Genomic DNA, 16,497 nt, shown 5'->3' on the forward strand with positions numbered 1-16,497 from the left:
AGTGGCTGGCAGCGGCACCCGGCCAGCGGCCGCAAACGCCCAAAAATTTACATTCTTGACAATATCTGAGTTATATGCTTGACAATTTCTGCGTCGCCTGCCTGCAACGCCCGTCCGTTATTTACGCTGCGGCAACGGAATGTTAGAATTAGTGAGAATTTATTTAGTGAAATTCCTGTAGCCTATTGGCTTTTTCCAAGCTGGAGCTTTGGTGATGTTAATCAAGAATTCGAAAGTCTTAGCCGCGCTGCTCGCCAGTGCCTTCCTTGCAACTGCCTGCGGCGGCGGCGGCGGCGATCCTGGCGCTGCTGTCAGCACCGGCAACGGTGCCAGCAACGTCGGCAACGGCTCCAACACCTCGTCGACTTCCATCCTCGTGCTGACGCCAAACGCTGTCGACGTGACCATTGCCGAAGGGTCCGACGAAAAGGCCCGTCTGATCGTGATTGACGCAAAAGTCAGTGACGCGATTCACGACGCGTTCGCGCTGAAAGCTGTCGAAAAGCCGGGCGTGGGCGCATTCATGACCAAGTTCACCATTGACCTTACCCCTGTTGCGAAACAATACAAACTCGGGTTTACCTTGGCGCCGGATCTCAAGCCGGGCGAATATAACACCAGCATCGATATTTCCATTTGCTATGACGATGGCGTTACCTGCGCCAAGCCGCAACCTGGTTCTCCATGGACCCTGCCGGTAAAGGTGAAGATCACGCCTAAGCCATAAGACCTGGCGCCGCGGCCTGCGGCGCCAGTTCCCTGCGTTACAGAGCGCGGGCGATCAACAGTTTCTGAATATCGCTCGTGCCCTCGTAGATCTGGCACACGCGCACGTCGCGGTAAATCCGTTCCACCGGGAAGTCGGCGGTATAGCCGTAGCCGCCATGGATCTGGATCGCGTCGGAACAGACGCGCTCCGCCATCTCCGATGCAAACAGCTTGGCCATCGCCGCCTCCTTCAGGCACGGCTGGCCGGCATCCTTCAGCGATGCGGCATGCCAGATCAACTGGCGTGCGGCTTCCAGCTGCATCGCCATTTCCGACAGTTTGAACTGCACCGACTGGTGCTCGAAGATCGGCTTGCCGAACGATTCGCGTTCGCGCGCGTATTTCAGCGCCGCATCAAAGGCGGAGCGCGCCATGCCGACCGATTGCGAAGCGATGCCGATGCGCCCGCCCTCCAGGCCTGACAGGGCGATCTTGTAACCCTGGCCCGGTTCGCCAATCATGTTCGCCGCCGGTACGCGGCAATTCTCGAAAAGGATCTGCGCGGTGTCGGATGAGTGCTGCCCCATCTTGTGTTCGATACCGGCTACGATATAGCCCGGCGTATTGGTTGGCACCCAGAAGGCGCTGATCCCCTTCTTGCCGGCCGCCTTGTCGGTCACCGCGAACACGATCGCCACGTCGGCATGCTTGCCCGAAGTGATGAACTGCTTGGTGCCGTTGATCACGTACTCGCCGCCATCCAGCGTTGCCGTCGTGCGCAGGGCGGCGGCATCGCTGCCGGTATGCGGCTCGGTCAGCGCGAAGGCGCCCAGCATCTCGCCCTGCGCCAGTGGGCGCAGCCACTGCTGCTTCTGCTGCGCGTTGGCGTACATCATGCCGATGCTGCACACCGGGCAGTTGTTCACGGAAATGACGGTGGACGTGCCACCGTCGCCGGCCGCGATCTCCTCCAGCACCAGGGCCAGCGAAACATAATCGAGGCCGGCGCCGCCCAGTTCTTCCGGCACCGCCACGCCGAAGGCGCCCAGCGCCGCCAGCTCTTTCAGCTCTTCTTTCGGAAAGTGGTGTTCCTTATCCCAGCGTGCCGCGTTGGGCGCCAGGCGCTCCTGCGAAAACGCGCGCAGCGCATCGCGGATCATTTCGTGTTGTTCGTTGAGGATCATTGTTATCTTTCTAGTCGGCTGAGCCCGTGGCAACCTTGGGGTCAGGCTTTTTGCTTGCCACGGGCTCTGCTGTTACCAGCCAATTGGTGTGCCGTCATAGTCTCGGTAGACGGGGTGTTCGGATGCGGGCAGTTCAGCCAGCACGCGGCGGATGCCGCGGGCGCTGTCCTCCACCGCCAGCGTGGCGCCGGCCCCGCCCATATCGGTGCGGACCCAGCCCGGGTGCAGGGCGACACAGGTCGCCCCTGCAAACTGATGCGCGGTGTCGACCAGCACCGAGTTCAGCGCCGCCTTGCTGGCGCGGTACAGCGAACCGCCGGAGCCATCGCGCTCGCTCAGTGAACCCATGCGGGAAGACATCACGGCCAGCTTGCCGCCCGCTGCGCTCACCAGCGGAGCGATGATTGGCAGCAGGCGCATCGCCGCCAGCACATTGGTGTGCATGACGGCGTCAAAATCCATCTGTGTCGGGAAGCCATCGCTGCGCGGACCGTAGATGCCGGCGTTCAGGATGGCGACATCCGGCGCTTCGCTATCGAGCGTCCAGCCCAGGCCCGCGACCGCTTCCACGTTTGTCACGTCCAGCCTGTGGGCCTCGGCACCCATCCCGGCCAGCATTGCCACGTCTTCCTTTTTGCGTGCCGTGGCGATCACGCGCCAGCCGTCGGCCAGATACTGGCGCACCAGTTCCAGGCCGATGCCGCGCGAGGCGCCGATGATGAGTGCCAGCGCCATGGTGCTTAGACCAGCTCGATGCCCATGGCGGTGGCTTCGCCGCCGCCGATGCACAGCGCCGCCACGCCCTTCTTGCCGCCCTTGGCTTTCAGTGCGCCGATCAGGGTGGTGATGATGCGCGCGCCGGTGGCGCCGATCGGGTGGCCCAGGGCGCAGGCGCCGCCGTGCACGTTCACCTTGCTGTGCGGGATGTCCAGGTCGTGCATGGCCGCCATCGGCACCGCGGCGAAGGCTTCGTTGATCTCGAACAGGTCGACGTCGCTGACTTTCCAGCCGGTCTTGGCCAGCAGCTTCTGGATCGCGCCCACGGGAGCGGTGGTGAACTGTTCCGGCACCAGGGAGTTTGTGGCGTGGCCGGTGACCTTGGCGATCACGTTGGCGCCCAGCTTCTTGGCGGTCGATTCGCGCATCATGACCAGCGCAGCGGCGCCGTCGTTGATCGACGAGGACGATGCGGCGGTGATGGTGCCGTCCTTGGCGAAGGCCGGCTTCAGTGCCGGGATCTTTTCGATCTTGGCTTTCAGCGGGCCCTCGTCCTTGTCGATCACCACGTCGCCGGCGCGGCCGGATACGGTCACTGGCGTGATTTCCCAGTTGAAGGCGCCCGAAGCTTGCGCAGCCTGGGCGCGCTTGACCGATTCGATGGCGAAGTTGTCCTGCGCTTCGCGGGTGAATTTGTAAGCCGCGGAGCACTGCTCGGCGAAGGTGCCCATGGAGCGGCCGGCGCCGGTCTTGGCGTCGCGGGTGTAGGCGTCTTCCAGGCCGTCGTACATCATGTGGTCGAACATCATGCCGTGGCCGATGCGGTAGCCGCCGCGCGCCTTGGGAATCAGGTAAGGCGCATTGGTCATGGATTCCATACCGCCGGCCACGATCACCTCGGCCGAACCGGCGGCGATGGCGTCGTAGGCGAAGATGGCCGCCTGCATGGCGGAGCCGCACATCTTGGACAGGGTCACGGCGCCGGCCGATACCGGCAGGCCGGCCTTGATCGACGCCTGGCGCGCAGGCGCCTGGCCCTGGCCCGCCATCAGGCAGTTGCCGAAATAGACGTGTTCCACGGCTTCAGGTTTGATGCCGGCGCGTTCAACGGCGGCCTTGATCGCCACCGCGCCCAGGTCATTGGCGCTCAGGGACGCGAAGTCGCTCTGGAAAGCGCCCATTGGGGTACGGGCCGCGCCGACGATTACGATAGGGTCATTCATGTTCAAAAGTCTCCAAAAGGGAAGAAGTTACATGCGCCGCCGAGGCCGGCGGCGCGCTTTGATTACAGAACCGGACGTGCTGGGGATACGGGAACACGTCCTCGATGACGCCACTGGCGATCAGCTCTTTTTTCTTGGCCCACCAGGAGGGCGAGAGCAGGTCGGCGTGGTGCTTCATAAAGTATTTTCGGATGTTCGCGTTCCCGAGCAAGAACTTGTCGAACTGCTCGGGAAACACGTCGTGCTTTCCGATCGGGTACCACGGCTCGGCGGACATTTCATCCTCCTCGTTGCGCGGCGCCGGAATCACACGGAAGTTGCAGTCCGTGAGGTATTCAATTTCATCGTAGTCGTAGAAAACGACCCGCTTGTGACGGGTGACGCCGAAGTTCTTGTACAGCATGTCGCCCGGGAAGATATTCGCCGCCACCAGGTCCTTGATGGCGTTGCCGTATTCGAGAATGCCATGCTCCAGCGCCGCGTCGTCGCCGACCTCGTCGGCATGCGACAGCCACATATTCAGCGGCACCATGCGCCGTTCGATGTACAGGTGCCGGATCACCAGCTGCTCGCCGTCCTCCTCCACCAGCGAGGGTGCGAAGTGCTTCAGCTCCTTCACCAGCTCCTCGCTGAAGCGGTTGCGCGGGAAAGCCACGTTCGAGTATTCCAGGGTGTCGGCCATGCGGCCGACGCGGTCGTGGTGCTTGACCAGCAGGTACTTGCCCTTGATCTGCTCGCGCGTGGTTTCCTTCGGCGCCGGGTAGAAGTCCTTGATCACCTTGAACACGTAAGGGAAGGATGGCAGCGCGAACACCAGCATCACCAGGCCGCGGATACCGGGCGCTATGGCAAACAGGTCGGACGAGTGCTTCAGGTGCTGCAGGTAGTCGCGGTAGAAGGCATTCTTGCCCTGCTTCTGCAGGCCCAGGATGGTGTAAATCTCGCTGCGCGGCTTGCGCGGCAGCAGATTGCGCAGGAATTGCACATAGGCCGACGGCACCTCCATATCGACCATGAAGTAGGCGCGCGTGAACGAGAACAGGGTGACGATATGTTCATCGGCGGTCAGGATCGCATCCAGCACCAGCTGCTTGTTCTTGTTGTGCAGGATCGGAATCACGAACGGCAGCTCGCGGCTGCCGTTGATCGCCTTGCCGACGATGTAGGCGCCCTTGTTGCGGAAGAACAGGCTGGAAAGCACATGCACCTGCGCATTCGGCTCCAGCGTGCCGAACAGGCTTGACAGACGCTCCTCCACCAGGCCGATATCGCGCGACAGGTTGGCGAACGGGGTGTTCAGCTGGAAGTTGGTGACGATGCGCTTGAGCGTGAAGGTCAGGCCGTCCTGCGCCGGATAGTAGACGCGGTAGGTCGGCGCCACGTCTTCCGTCTCGATGTACTCGGTGGAGACCATGGGCCGCACGAAAATGAATTCGTTGTGGAAGTAGGAGCGGTGCAGGATATTGCAGCAGACGGAGTTGAAAAACGTCTCCGCCAGCTCCGGCTGCTTGTGGCCGGACAGCATGCCGATGTAATGGAGCTTGAGTTCGCGCCACACTTCATCGGTCAGCTCGGACGGGTCGTATTCGTCCTCCAGCATCTGCACGCATTCCTGCACGCGCTTGTCGTAAAAGTCGATGCGCTCGCGCGCCGCGAGCTGGGCCACCGCCCAATCGCCCAGCTCGAAATGCCGCTTGGCCGCCTGCGCCGCCTGCCGGAACAGGCGGTAGTGCTTGTCGAACCCCTCGCGAATGGTGCGCGCGATGTCGAACGCGATTTGCGACGACAGCAGCTTGGGGAAGGCGGCGTGGATCATGGGCGGCCCCGGCAGGGAACAGCGATGTTTACTTGGTTTCGGCGAACAGTTCGCGGCCGATCAGCATGCGGCGGATCTCGCTGGTGCCGGCGCCGATTTCGTACAGCTTGGCGTCACGCCACAGGCGGCCGACCGGGTACTCGTTGATATAGCCGTTGCCGCCCAGGGTCTGGATCGCTTCGCCGGCCATCCAGGTCGCCTTTTCAGCCGAGTACAGGATGGCGCCGGCGGCATCCTTGCGCAGGGCGCGCACCTGCTCCGGCGAAGTGGCGCGGTCGCAGGCCTGGCCCACCGCGTAGACGTAGGCGCGGCAGGCCATCATGGTGGAGTACATGTCCGCCACTTTGCCCTGCATCAGCTGGAATTCGCCGATCGGCTGGCCGAACTGCTTGCGGTCGTGCAGGTAAGGCACCACGGCATCCATGCAGGCCGACATGATGCCCAGCGGGCCGCCGGACAGCACGGTGCGCTCGAAGTCCAGGCCCGACATCAGCACGTTGACGCCCTTGCCCAGGCCGCCCAGCACGTTCTCGGCCGGCACTTCGCAATCTTCGAACACCAGCTCGCCGGTGTGCGAGCCGCGCATGCCCAGCTTGTCCAGCTTCTGGGCGATGGAGAAGCCCTTGAAGCCCTTCTCGATCAGGAAGGCGGTCATGCCGCGCGGGCCGGCTTCCAGGTCGGTCTTGGCGTACACCACCAGGGTGTCGGCGTCCGGGCCGTTGGTGATCCACATCTTCGTGCCGTTCAGCACATAACGGTCGCCCTTGAAGTCGGCGCGCAGCTTCATCGACACCACGTCGGAACCGGCGTTCGGTTCGGACATGGCCAGCGCACCAATATGCTCGCCGGAGATCAGCTTCGGCAGGTATTTCTTCTTCTGTGCTTCGGTGCCGTTGCGCTTGATCTGGTTGACGCACAGGTTGGAGTGGGCGCCGTAGGACAGGCCGACCGACGCCGAAGCGCGCGAAATCTCTTCCATCGCGACGATGTGGGCCAGGTAGCCCATGTTCGCGCCGCCGTATTCCTCGCCGACGGTAATGCCCAGCAGACCCAGTTCGCCCATCTTTTTCCACAGGTCCATTGGGAACTGGTCGCTGCGGTCGATGTCAGCGGCGCGCGGGGCGATTTCGGCGGCGGCGAACTGTTGCACCGCTTCGCGCAGGGCGGCGATGTCCTCGCCGTGGTCAAAGGTCAGGCCTGGGAGATGGAGCATGTCTTCCTCTATTCGGGTTAAATTCTGAGAAGCAGATAATACGCTTGAGTGACGTTAACGTAAACGTCAAGTAGTTGTTTGCTTTTCTGCAAGTGCCGCCAGCAGGCGCCTGCATTCCTCTTCGTGGGTGGCGATCTCCTGCAGGGACATATCGATGTCCTCGCGCTGCTGTTCCAGCGTCTCGCGGTGCTGCGACAGCACGCCCAGGAAGCGGTTCATCTGGGCTTCGGTGTCCTTGGGCGACTCGTACATGTCGACCAGGCTCTTGATCTCGCTCAGCGACAGGCCGATGCGCTTGCCGCGCAGGGTCAGCTTGAGGCGGGTGCGGTCGCGCGGCGTGTAGACGCGGTTGCGGCCGCCGGCTCCCTCGCGCGATGGCGCCAGGAGGCCCTGGTCTTCGTAGAAACGGATGGCGCGCGGCGTGATATCGAACTCGCGGGCCAGTTCAGTAATGGTGTAGGTCGGCATGGCTTACAATGGATCTTCCGTTTACGTAACGTTAACCGCATTCTAGCCTATGAACCCGCTCGAATCCCAACTTGACTATCCATTTGGCGACACCCTGCCGGCCAGCGGCACCGTGCTGGAGGTGGCGCCCGGCGTGGCCTGGCTGCGGCTGCCGCTGCCCTTCGCCCTCGACCATATCAACCTGTGGCTGCTGCGCGAGGAAGGCGGCTGGAGCGCGGTCGACTGCGGCGTCGCGCTGGACGCCAGCAAGCAAGCCTGGGACGCCGTGCTGGCCGGGCCGCTCGCCGGCCAGCCCCTCTTGCGCGTAGTGGCCACTCACTGTCACCCCGACCATGTGGGCCTGGCGGACTGGCTGTGCCAGCGCTTTGGCGTGTTCTTGTGGATGACGGCGGGCGAGTATGCGTTTGCGCGCATGATGTCGGCCGGCCTGCCGGGCGTGGATGGGCCCTCGGCCGTGCCGCACTTCGAGCGCCATGGCCTGGTCGACCCGGACATGCTGGCAAAGATGCGCTCGCGCAAAAACTACTACCCTTCGCTGGTGCCTGCGGTACCGGCCTCCTATGTGCGCCTGCAGGATGGGCAGTCGCTCACGGCCGGCGACTGCGGCTGGCGCGTCATCACCGGCTTCGGCCACTCGCCCGAGCACGCCGCACTCTACTGCGCGCGCTTGAATGTGCTGATCTCGGGCGACATGGTGCTGCCGCGCATCTCCACCAATATGTCGGTGTTTGCGGTGGAGCCGGAATCCAATCCCCTGCAACAGTACCTCGACTCGCTGCAGCGCTTTGCGGACCTGCCGCACGACGTGCTGGTGCTGCCCTCGCATGGCCGGCCGTTCCGCGGCCTGCACGCCCGCATCCGGCAGTTGCGCGAGCACCACGAGGCGCGCCTGGCCGAGGTGCTGGCGGCCTGCTCCGGCCAGCCGCGCTCCGCGGCCGAGGTAGTACCCATTATGTTCCGCCGGCCGCTGGATGCGCACCAGCTGAGCTTCGCACTGGGCGAGGCGCTGGCCCACCTGCACAAGCTGTGGCGCGATGGTATCGTGCGCCGGGATACCGGCAATGACGGCATCATCAAATTTGAAAAGGCGCATTAAGTTACCGGCGGTCATTAATACCAGCCGACCGGTCGACAACCAAGATCGCCGCTAGGCTTGTAGTCGCCAGTCAACTTTCGTTGTGAAGTTGCATCCGATTGCTTGTCGTCCTGACAAGTTGATTCTGCTATCTTTGATCGCTTTAACCGAAAGAAATTCGGGATGGCAGCGAGAGAAATCGGACAGTCTGTAGGGCCAATTGTTAATTATTGTTCTTCGTATTTGTCACAATTGGTCTGAAGGTTCTAGAGACTGACATTCATGTTCTGACATGAAATAGTGCAACTATGAATTCTTCAAACGAACGTGAAAGCTTTAGCCAGCGTCTCCAGCAGGCTTTGAAAAACGCCCACTACTCTCCGGACAGCCCGACCCGGCTGGCGCGGGAGTTCAACATCAGGTTCGAGGGCAGGCCGATTACCGTCCACGCGGCCCGGAAATGGCTGGTTGGCGAGGCGATTCCGACCCAGGAAAAGCTGCGCATGATTGCACAATGGCTCGGCGTTCCCGCCGAATGGCTGCGCTTTGGCGGGGCGGAAATCGAGCACCACAACGGCGATACGAACGGCAGCAACCTGGCCCGTTTTGAGTCGGCGGACGTCAAATTGATCGCTGATTTGCAACGCCTGGACGACCATCACAAGCAAATCGCCCGAGAATTTATTCGAATGCTGGTGAGGGTCAACTACCAAAAGTAACACAAAGACACTATTTGTCCTGTGCAAATGGCGGATAAACAGCGCGCCCGCCCATATTCGCGTTTCACTTAGCGCGCCGATTTCCGGCGCGCCCCAGCAAGGCGCCTGGCATAGTTTCCGGCGCATCCCGAATGGCCTTCCGCCATGTCACAAACGACCATACCACTTTGTAATAATATTGATACATTCGCCCGTAAAGGCGCATGTTTTCAGGGGTTCATGCCGTTCCAGCGAGGGGCCAGATTGTGACATATGCCGAATAAATCGATGATGCGGGCCACGCTGTGGTCCACCATTTCATCGATGGTTTTGGGCTGGTGGTAAAACCCTGGTAAGGGCGGGAAGATAATGCCGCCCATTTCCGTCACTGCCGTCATATTGCGCAAATGCGCAAGATTGAACGGTGTCTCGCGCACCATCAGTACCAGGCGGCGACGCTCCTTCAGCATCACATCGGCGGCGCGGGCAATCAGATTATCGGACAGGCCGTGCGCAACGGAAGCCAGGGTTTTCATGGAGCATGGCGCGATCACCATGCCGTCGCTCTGGAACGAGCCGCTGGCGATGGCGGCGCCGATATTGTTCTGCTTGTGGACGACATCGGCCAGCGCTTCGACTTCCTTGCGCCGCAGGCCGGTTTCCTGGTGGAGGGTGAGGACGGCGGCGTCGGAGACCACCAAATGTGTCTCCACGCCGCCAATCTGACGCAGGTGTTGCAGCAGCCGCACACCGTACACGGCGCCAGTGGCGCCGGTGATGGCAATGACCAGCCGCTGCGGGCGATCAGCCATTATTATCCAGCAGGGCCTTCAGTTCGCCGGATTCATACATCTCGGACATGATGTCGGAGCCGCCGATGAATTCGCCGCGCACATACAGCTGCGGAATGGTTGGCCAGTTCGAGTATTCCTTGATGCCCTGGCGCACTTCCGGGTCATCCAGCACGTTCACGGTAGCGATGTTCTCGACGCCGCAGGCCTTCAGGATCTGGATGGCACGGCCGGAGAAGCCGCACTGCGGGAACTGGGCGGTGCCCTTCATGAACAGCACGACAGGGGTGTTGCTCACGGTTTCTTTGATCCAGGTTTGTACGTCGCTCATTGCATTCTCATTGCTAAGGATTGGAATCCCGCCATTTTACCAAGAAACGGGCGCCTGCCAGTTGACACGGGTCATGTAATAATGCCACTATATCGATACTCGATATAGCGCTATTCGATATATATGGATTACTCAAAATACCTGCCTCTATCGGAGGCCAGCTTCTACATGCTGGCGGCCCTGACCGAGCCCTCGCACGGCTACGCCATCATGCAAAAAGTCGAAGCCATGAGCGGCGGCGTGGTGACGATCGGCCCGGGCACGATGTATGGCGCCTTCAGCACGCTGGAAAAGCAGAAGCTGATCGTCAAGGTGGCGGAGGAAGAGCGGCGCAAGATTTACGCGCTGACCGAACTGGGGCGAGAGGTGCTAGCCGAGCAGGTGCGCCGGCTGGAAATCATGGTAAAAAGCGCCCAGGTGGCGCTCAAGACCGGGAGACCGGCCTGAAGCCTGAAAGTCGGGGTCAGGTCTGTCATTCGGACAGTCAACACAATCTTTTGATCTGCCTCAATACGCAAAAATCGAGGTTTTTGCGTATTGAGGCAGATCAAAGCTTAGCGTCGGCTGTCCAATTGACAGACCTGACCCCGGCTTTTAGCTGCGTAGTTTGGCGAAGGCGGCGGCCATCGAGCTTTGCTGGGCCGGCTCGCGCGATTGCTGCTTCTGCTGCTGGCCCATGGCGCGGCGGTCGTTGCGGTCGCTGCGCTGCTCCGGATGCGCACCGGCGGCCGGGGCGCTGTCGCTCAGGCGCATGGTCAGGGCAATGCGCTTGCGCTTGACGTCCACTTCCAGCACTTTCACCTTCACGACCTGGCCGGCTTTCACCACCGTGTGCGGGTCTTTGACGAAGGTGTTCGACAGGGCGGAGATGTGTACCAGGCCGTCCTGGTGCACGCCGATGTCGACGAAGGCGCCGAAGGCGGCCACATTGGTCACCACGCCCTCCAGGATCATGTCCGGGCGCAGGTCGCTGATTTCCTCCACGCCTTCCTTGAAGGTGGCGGTGGTGAATTCCGGACGTGGGTCGCGGCCCGGCTTTTCCAGTTCCTTGAGGATGTCGGTCACAGTCGGCACGCCGAACCGTTCGTCGGCGTACTTGGCCGGGGACAGGGATTTCAGCAGCTTGCTTTCGCCGATCACGCCGCGCACGTCCTTCTGGATGTCGGCCAGGATCTTCTCGACCAGCGGGTAGGATTCCGGGTGCACGGCGGAGGCGTCGAGCGGGTTCTCGCCGCCCATCACGCGCAGGAAGCCGGCTGCCTGTTCAAACGTCTTGTCGCCCAGGCGCGGTACGTTCTTCAGCGCGGCGCGCGAGGCGAAGGCGCCTTTCATGTCGCGGTAGCTGACGATGCTCTGCGCTACGCTGGCCGACAGGCCGGAAACGCGCGCCAGCAGCGGCGCCGAGGCGGTGTTCACGTCGACCCCGACGGCGTTCACGCAGTCCTCCACCACGGCGTCCAGCGAGCGCGCCAGCTGGGTCTGCGAGACGTCGTGCTGGTATTGGCCGACGCCGATCGATTTCGGGTCGATCTTCACCAGTTCGGCCAGCGGGTCTTGCAGGCGGCGTGCGATCGAGACGGCGCCGCGCAGCGATACGTCCAGCTCCGGCAGTTCGCGCGAGGCGTATTCGGAGGCCGAGTACACCGATGCGCCGGCCTCGGAGACGACGATCTTGGTCAGCTTCAGTTCGGGGCATTGCTTGATCAGGTCCTGCGCCAGCTTGTCGGTTTCGCGCGAGGCGGTGCCGTTGCCGATCGAGACCAGTTGCACGCCGTGCTTGGCGGCCAGCTGCGACAGGGTGTGCAGGGCGCCATGCCAGTCGTTGCGCGGCTGGTGCGGGTAGATGGTGGCGGTATCCACGACCTTGCCGGTGGCGTCGACCACGGCGACTTTCACGCCCGTGCGCAGGCCTGGATCCAGGCCCATGGTGGCGCGCGGGCCGGCCGGGGCCGCCAGCAGCAGGGCTTTCAGGTTGGTGGCGAAGACGTTGATCGCGTCCAGTTCGGCTTTCTCGCGCAGGGCGCCCATCAGTTCGGTTTCCAGGTGCATGAAGGACTTCACGCGCCAGGTCCAGCGCACCGTGTCGGCCAGCCATTTGTCGGCCGGGCGGCCGGCCTGCTTGATGCCGAAGCGGGCGGAAATCCGGCTTTCGCAGGGGTTATGCGGGGCGTCCCACTTCGGTTTTTCCTCTTCCGTGTCGAGGCGCAGGGTGACGTCCAGCATGCCTTCGCGGCGGCCGCGCAGCAGGGCCAGGGCGCGGTGCGACGGGACGGCGGCCAGCGGTTCGGAATAATCGAAGTAGTCGGCGAACTTTTCGCCTTCTTCTTGCTTTCCCTCAACAACTTTGGATTCAACTACGCCATGATCTTGCACATATTCGCGCAGCGATTGCAGCAGGGTGGCGTCTTCGGCGAAGCGTTCCATCAGGATCTGGCGGGCGCCGTCCAGGGCGGCCTTGGCGTCGGCCACGCCCGGGTTCTTGCCGTCGGCGGTTTCAAACGCTGCGCGCAGGTAGCCGGCGGCTTGTTCTTCCGGCTGCAGGCTGGGGTCGGCCAGCAGGGCTTCAGCCAGCGGGGCCAGGCCGGCTTCGATGGCGATCTGGGCCTTGGTGCGGCGTTTTTGCTTGTACGGCAGGTAAAGGTCTTCCAGCCGGGTCTTGTCCTCGGCGTGCATGACCGCATCTAGCAGCTCCGGCGTCATCTTGCCTTGCTCGGTAATCGAGTTGACGATCGCTTCGCGGCGCTCTTCCAGCTCGCGCAGGTAGCGCAGACGTTCTTCCAGGTTGCGCAGCTGGATGTCGTCCAGGCCGCCGGTCGCTTCCTTGCGGTAGCGGGCGATAAACGGGACGGTGGCGCCTTCGTCCAGCAGGGCGATGGCGGCGGCGACCTGGACCGGCTTGGCGGCCAGTTCGAGGGCGAGGCGTTGTTCGATAGAAGGCAGCATGACGGTGATTCCAAACTGTGAAGGCCGAAATCATACAACGCCCGCATCGCCAACGGCCACCGGAATAGATTATTATTAATTAGTTAATCTTGCCCGTCTAACCGCAAGTTGCACTAAGTTAGGATTTTCACAAACACGAAACTGTGGAAGGCGGATAATATTGCATGTTGCTGTTTTTGAACCGCTGATTTAAAAGAATGCGCCCAATGGATATAACCCGCGACGAAGCCCGCGAAACTCCAGTCGCACCGGCCCCCGCATCTGCACCGGTACCAGCCGCTCTGCCCAACCAGCTGCCCTATGCGGTGGCGACGTGGCTGCAACGGGTGGATGCCGCCGCGCATCCCAAGCCCAAACTGGCCCCGGTCGACATCGACCCGAAACAGACCAACTACCGATTGATTTACGTGCTGGCGCCCACCAGCGGCGGGCGCCATGTCGCGCTCTGCCTGTACAAGGCGCGCCTGAAGCCGAACGGCGACGTGGCCGCGGCCAGCCCGGTCAGCGAAGTGTTCTCCCTGCTGTCCGCCCCGCCGGCCTTCCTGGCGCCGGGCGACGAGGACCTGGTGCGCTTCTTCGTGGCCATGCGCAGCGGCCCCAATTCCCAGACCGGCAGCGCGACCGAGCCGCGCGGCAAGATCGGCGCGGCCCTGCTGCAAATGCTGTCCGAGCAGGAAAAGTTGCTCTGGGCAAATTCCTGGTCGGATGTCGGCAACGGCCTGGTGTATCCGATGAAGGCGGGCGCCATGCGCAATGCCAGCCTGGCCTGGCGCGAAGAAGGCAAGGGCTTGCGCCTGGGCTGGCAGGTCGATGTGCCGGAGGGGGCCCGCCACCATGGCGCCGACCAGATCGACTATATGCTGCCGACCGAGCCGCCGTGGTTTATCGACAATCTGTCCACCGGCGTGCTGCAGCTGAACCAGGGCGGCACCACGATTCCGCTGGCCGACTTGCAAGCCCTGGTGGCGCAGGCGCCGTTGCTGATGCCAAGCGATAAGATGCGCGTGTCCCAGCTGCTGCTGGCGCATGGCTTGCAGCAGCTGATGCCGCTGCCCCAGCCGCTGCCGCAGCGCGTACGCAGCGACGTCAAGCCGCGCCCTATCCTGGTGCTCGATGCGGCCCAGCTGGCCGACGGCACCCTGCAGCGCTGGAACGACTATGCCGTCCTGTCTTACGACTATGACGGCGAGCGGGTGTCGTTCGATCCGTCGCAGCGCGTGGTGCGCCAGCGCGGCGAGGTGACCGAGATCATCCAGCGCGATGAGGCCGCCGAGGCGGCTGCGCTGGACACCCTGACCCAGCTGGGCTTCCGCAAGCCGACCGCCCTGCCGCTGTCGAGCGTGCGCGGTGGCTTGCTGCTGGCGAACCAGGCCGACTGGATCCGGTTCGCCGAATCCGGCATCGAGGAGCTGCTGGCGGCCGGCTGGCGCGTCGAGAAATCGGTGAAGTACCGCTACGATATGGTGGCGGTCGAGGATTGGTATGCCGAGGTGGAGGAGGACACGTCCGACAACGGCAGCACCTGGTTCGACCTGGAGCTGGGCATCACCATCAATGGCGAGCGCGTGCCGCTGCTGCCGGTGCTGGTGCAGATGATACGCAACTTCCCCAACGATTTCGGCCCGAAGGCGCTGGCGATGCACGGCGAGGCCGACCAGATGCTGGCCGCGCTGCCGGACGGCACCCGCGTGGCCCTGCCATGGAACCGCCTGAAGCCCATCCTGGCGACGATCGGCGAACTCTACTTCAGCGAGAAGATCCGCCATTCGGTGCGCATGTCCTCGCTGGATGCGGCGCGCCTGGACGAGCTGTCGCGCAATGTCGACTTCCAATGGACGGGCGGCGAAGCGCTGCGCGACATGGGCCGCAAGCTGAACCAGTTCTCCTCGGTGCAGCGGGTGGCCACCCCGGCCGGCTTGCAGGCGACCCTGCGCGATTACCAGAGCGACGGCCTGAGCTGGATGCAATTCCTGCGCGAGTACAATTTCGGCGGCATCCTGGCCGACGATATGGGCCTGGGCAAGACGGTGCAGACCCTGGCCCACATCCTGGTGGAAAAGGAAGCGGGACGCCTCGACCACCCGGCCCTGGTGATCGCGCCAACCAGCCTGATGAACAATTGGCAGGATGAAGCCGCCCGCTTCGCCCCCGACCTGAAGGTGCTGCTGCTGCAAGGCAAGGACCGCGCCGAACTGTTCGAGGATATCCCGCAAGCCGACCTGGTGCTGACCACCTACGCCCTGCTGCCGCGCGACGAGGAAAAGCTGCGCGAGCACGATTTCCACCTGGTGATCCTGGACGAGTCGCACTACATCAAGAACACGCGCTCCAAGGCGGCCCAGAGCGCCGGCCTGCTGCGCGCGCGCCACCGTCTCTGCCTGTCCGGCACGCCGCTGGAAAACCACCTGGGCGAGCTGTGGTCGCAGTTCCACTTCCTGCTGCCGGGACTGCTGGGCGACGAGAAGACCTTCAACAGCAGTTTCCGCCATCCGATCGAGCGCCAGGACGACCCGCAGCGGCGCCAGCTGCTGAACCGCCGCATCAAGCCGTTCCTGCTGCGGCGGACCAAGGACAGCGTGGCGAAGGAGCTGCCGCCGAAGACCGAGATGGTGCGCAAGGTGGAACTGTCGGGCGCGCAGCGCGACCTGTACGAAACCGTGCGGCTTGCCATGGACCAGAAAGTGCGCGAGGAGATCGACCGCAAAGGGGTGGCCCGCTCCCAGATCGTGATCCTGGAAGCGTTGCTCAAGCTGCGCCAGGTCTGCTGCGACCCGCGCCTGGTGAAGAGCACCAAGAAGGCGGCCGCCACCGGCTCGGCCAAGCTGATCGACCTGATGCAGATGATCGAGGATCTGCTGGAAGAGAAGCGCAAGATCCTGGTGTTCTCGCAATTCACCTCGATGCTGGAGCTGATCGAGGAAGAGCTGGAAGCGCGCGACATTCCGTACGCCATCCTGACCGGCGAAACGCGCGACCGCGGCGCCCAGGTGGCGGCCTTCCAGCAAGGCGCGGTGCCGATTTTCCTGATCTCGCTGAAAGCCGGCGGCGTGGGCCTGAACCTGACCGCGGCCGATACCGTGATCCATTATGATCCATGGTGGAACCCGGCCGCCGAGAACCAGGCCACCGACCGCGCCTGGCGCATCGGCCAGGACAAGCCGGTCTTCGTCTACAAGCTGATTGCCAAGGGCACGCTGGAAGAAAAGATCCAGCTGCTGCAGCAGAAGAAATCGGACCTGGCGCAATCGGTGCTGGCCGAAGGCGAATCGCAGAAGATGGCGCTGACCCAGGAAGACCTGCAACAGATCTTCGCACCTTTACAGGATTGAC

The 16,497-nt window shown here is 62.9% G+C and carries 14 protein-coding genes; 5 read left to right on the forward strand and 9 right to left on the reverse strand.

Annotated elements, in window-relative coordinates; genetic code table 11:
• Positions 1-214: 214 nt before the first annotated feature.
• Positions 215-727: a hypothetical protein gene (locus H597_RS0118850; RefSeq protein WP_028103503.1), complete on the forward strand. Its 513-nt coding sequence runs from the start codon at positions 215-217 to the stop codon at positions 725-727.
• A 37-nt stretch (positions 728-764) separates the two neighbouring features.
• Here H597_RS0118850 and H597_RS0118855 read toward each other — a convergent pair whose 3' ends face one another.
• The 6 genes from H597_RS0118855 to H597_RS0118880 all read right to left on the reverse strand — a co-directional run bounded on the left by H597_RS0118855 (position 765) and on the right by H597_RS0118880 (position 7,329).
• A complete protein-coding gene (locus tag H597_RS0118855; protein ID WP_028103504.1) occupies positions 765-1,892 on the reverse strand; it encodes an acyl-CoA dehydrogenase family protein in 1,128 nt (375 codons plus the stop codon).
• Between the two features lie 72 nt (positions 1,893-1,964).
• Positions 1,965-2,627, reverse strand: a complete 663-nt coding sequence (locus H597_RS0118860) for an SDR family oxidoreductase (protein WP_028103505.1) — start codon at positions 2,625-2,627, stop codon at positions 1,965-1,967.
• A gap of 5 nt (positions 2,628-2,632) precedes the next feature.
• Positions 2,633-3,832 carry an acetyl-CoA C-acyltransferase gene (locus H597_RS0118865; RefSeq protein ID WP_028103506.1) on the reverse strand — a complete coding sequence of 400 codons (1,200 nt, stop codon included), beginning with the start codon at positions 3,830-3,832 and terminating at the stop codon, positions 2,633-2,635.
• On the reverse strand, positions 3,825-5,648 hold the full coding sequence (gene aceK, locus H597_RS0118870) for a bifunctional isocitrate dehydrogenase kinase/phosphatase (protein ID WP_028103507.1): 1,824 nt from the start codon (positions 5,646-5,648) through the stop codon (positions 3,825-3,827). The genes H597_RS0118865 and aceK overlap by 8 nt, the downstream gene beginning before the upstream one ends.
• Before the next feature lie 28 nt (positions 5,649-5,676).
• Entirely contained in the window at positions 5,677-6,861 is a 1,185-nt protein-coding gene (locus tag H597_RS0118875) for an isovaleryl-CoA dehydrogenase (protein WP_028103508.1), read from the reverse strand.
• 66 nt (positions 6,862-6,927) lie between these two features.
• Entirely contained in the window at positions 6,928-7,329 is a 402-nt protein-coding gene (locus H597_RS0118880) for a MerR family transcriptional regulator (protein ID WP_028103509.1), read from the reverse strand.
• A gap of 49 nt (positions 7,330-7,378) precedes the next feature.
• Between H597_RS0118880 and H597_RS0118885 the strand changes: the two genes are divergently transcribed.
• Together H597_RS0118885 and H597_RS0118890 are read left to right on the forward strand one after the other, a co-directional pair.
• On the forward strand, positions 7,379-8,425 hold the full coding sequence (locus H597_RS0118885) for an MBL fold metallo-hydrolase (RefSeq protein ID WP_028103510.1): 1,047 nt from the start codon (positions 7,379-7,381) through the stop codon (positions 8,423-8,425).
• 287 nt (positions 8,426-8,712) lie between these two features.
• Positions 8,713-9,123, forward strand: a complete 411-nt coding sequence (locus H597_RS0118890; protein WP_028103511.1) for a hypothetical protein — start codon at positions 8,713-8,715, stop codon at positions 9,121-9,123.
• Between the two features lie 209 nt (positions 9,124-9,332).
• On the opposite strand, the gene H597_RS0118895 is transcribed toward H597_RS0118890, so the two are convergent.
• A complete protein-coding gene (locus H597_RS0118895) occupies positions 9,333-9,914 on the reverse strand; it encodes a UbiX family flavin prenyltransferase (RefSeq protein ID WP_028103512.1) in 582 nt (193 codons plus the stop codon).
• Positions 9,907-10,224, reverse strand: coding sequence for a Grx4 family monothiol glutaredoxin (grxD, locus tag H597_RS0118900; RefSeq protein ID WP_028103513.1), 318 nt, complete (start codon positions 10,222-10,224; stop codon positions 9,907-9,909). Before grxD ends, H597_RS0118895 begins: the two co-directional genes overlap by 8 nt.
• A 123-nt stretch (positions 10,225-10,347) precedes the next feature.
• Here grxD and H597_RS0118905 point away from each other — a divergent pair, with 123 nt between their 5' ends.
• A complete protein-coding gene (locus H597_RS0118905; RefSeq protein ID WP_028103514.1) occupies positions 10,348-10,671 on the forward strand; it encodes a PadR family transcriptional regulator in 324 nt (107 codons plus the stop codon).
• A gap of 147 nt (positions 10,672-10,818) precedes the next feature.
• Here H597_RS0118905 and H597_RS0118910 read toward each other — a convergent pair whose 3' ends face one another.
• Positions 10,819-13,167 carry a Tex family protein gene (locus tag H597_RS0118910; protein ID WP_028103515.1) on the reverse strand — a complete coding sequence of 783 codons (2,349 nt, stop codon included), beginning with the start codon at positions 13,165-13,167 and terminating at the stop codon, positions 10,819-10,821.
• A 206-nt stretch (positions 13,168-13,373) separates the two neighbouring features.
• On the opposite strand from H597_RS0118910, the gene H597_RS0118915 reads away from it, so the two are divergent.
• Positions 13,374-16,496 (forward strand): DEAD/DEAH box helicase, encoded by a 3,123-nt coding sequence (locus tag H597_RS0118915; protein ID WP_028103516.1) that lies wholly within the window; start codon positions 13,374-13,376, stop codon positions 16,494-16,496.
• Position 16,497 lies beyond the last annotated feature (1 nt).

Origin of the sequence: Pseudoduganella violaceinigra DSM 15887 (assembly GCF_000425385.1) — a bacterium.
Taxonomy (GTDB): domain Bacteria; phylum Pseudomonadota; class Gammaproteobacteria; order Burkholderiales; family Burkholderiaceae_D; genus Rugamonas; species Rugamonas violaceinigra.

Bases quoted from the DNA above. Each gene is read 5' to 3' on its own strand.
- H597_RS0118905 (WP_028103514.1), top strand. From the start codon at position 10,348: ATGGATTACTCAAAATACCTGCCTCTATCGGAGGCCAGCTTCTACATG.
- H597_RS0118860 (WP_028103505.1), bottom strand. From the start codon at position 2,627: ATGGCGCTGGCACTCATCATCGGCGCCTCGCGCGGCATCGGCCTGGAA.
- H597_RS0118890 (WP_028103511.1), top strand. From the start codon at position 8,713: ATGAATTCTTCAAACGAACGTGAAAGCTTTAGCCAGCGTCTCCAGCAG.
- H597_RS0118885 (WP_028103510.1), top strand. From the start codon at position 7,379: ATGAACCCGCTCGAATCCCAACTTGACTATCCATTTGGCGACACCCTG.
- aceK (WP_028103507.1), bottom strand. From the start codon at position 5,648: ATGATCCACGCCGCCTTCCCCAAGCTGCTGTCGTCGCAAATCGCGTTC.
- H597_RS0118895 (WP_028103512.1), bottom strand. From the start codon at position 9,914: ATGGCTGATCGCCCGCAGCGGCTGGTCATTGCCATCACCGGCGCCACT.
- H597_RS0118880 (WP_028103509.1), bottom strand. From the start codon at position 7,329: ATGCCGACCTACACCATTACTGAACTGGCCCGCGAGTTCGATATCACG.
- H597_RS0118865 (WP_028103506.1), bottom strand. From the start codon at position 3,832: ATGAATGACCCTATCGTAATCGTCGGCGCGGCCCGTACCCCAATGGGC.
- H597_RS0118850 (WP_028103503.1), top strand. From the start codon at position 215: ATGTTAATCAAGAATTCGAAAGTCTTAGCCGCGCTGCTCGCCAGTGCC.
- H597_RS0118855 (WP_028103504.1), bottom strand. From the start codon at position 1,892: ATGATCCTCAACGAACAACACGAAATGATCCGCGATGCGCTGCGCGCG.
- H597_RS0118910 (WP_028103515.1), bottom strand. From the start codon at position 13,167: ATGCTGCCTTCTATCGAACAACGCCTCGCCCTCGAACTGGCCGCCAAG.
- grxD (WP_028103513.1), bottom strand. From the start codon at position 10,224: ATGAGCGACGTACAAACCTGGATCAAAGAAACCGTGAGCAACACCCCT.
- H597_RS0118875 (WP_028103508.1), bottom strand. From the start codon at position 6,861: ATGCTCCATCTCCCAGGCCTGACCTTTGACCACGGCGAGGACATCGCC.
- H597_RS0118915 (WP_028103516.1), top strand. From the start codon at position 13,374: ATGGATATAACCCGCGACGAAGCCCGCGAAACTCCAGTCGCACCGGCC.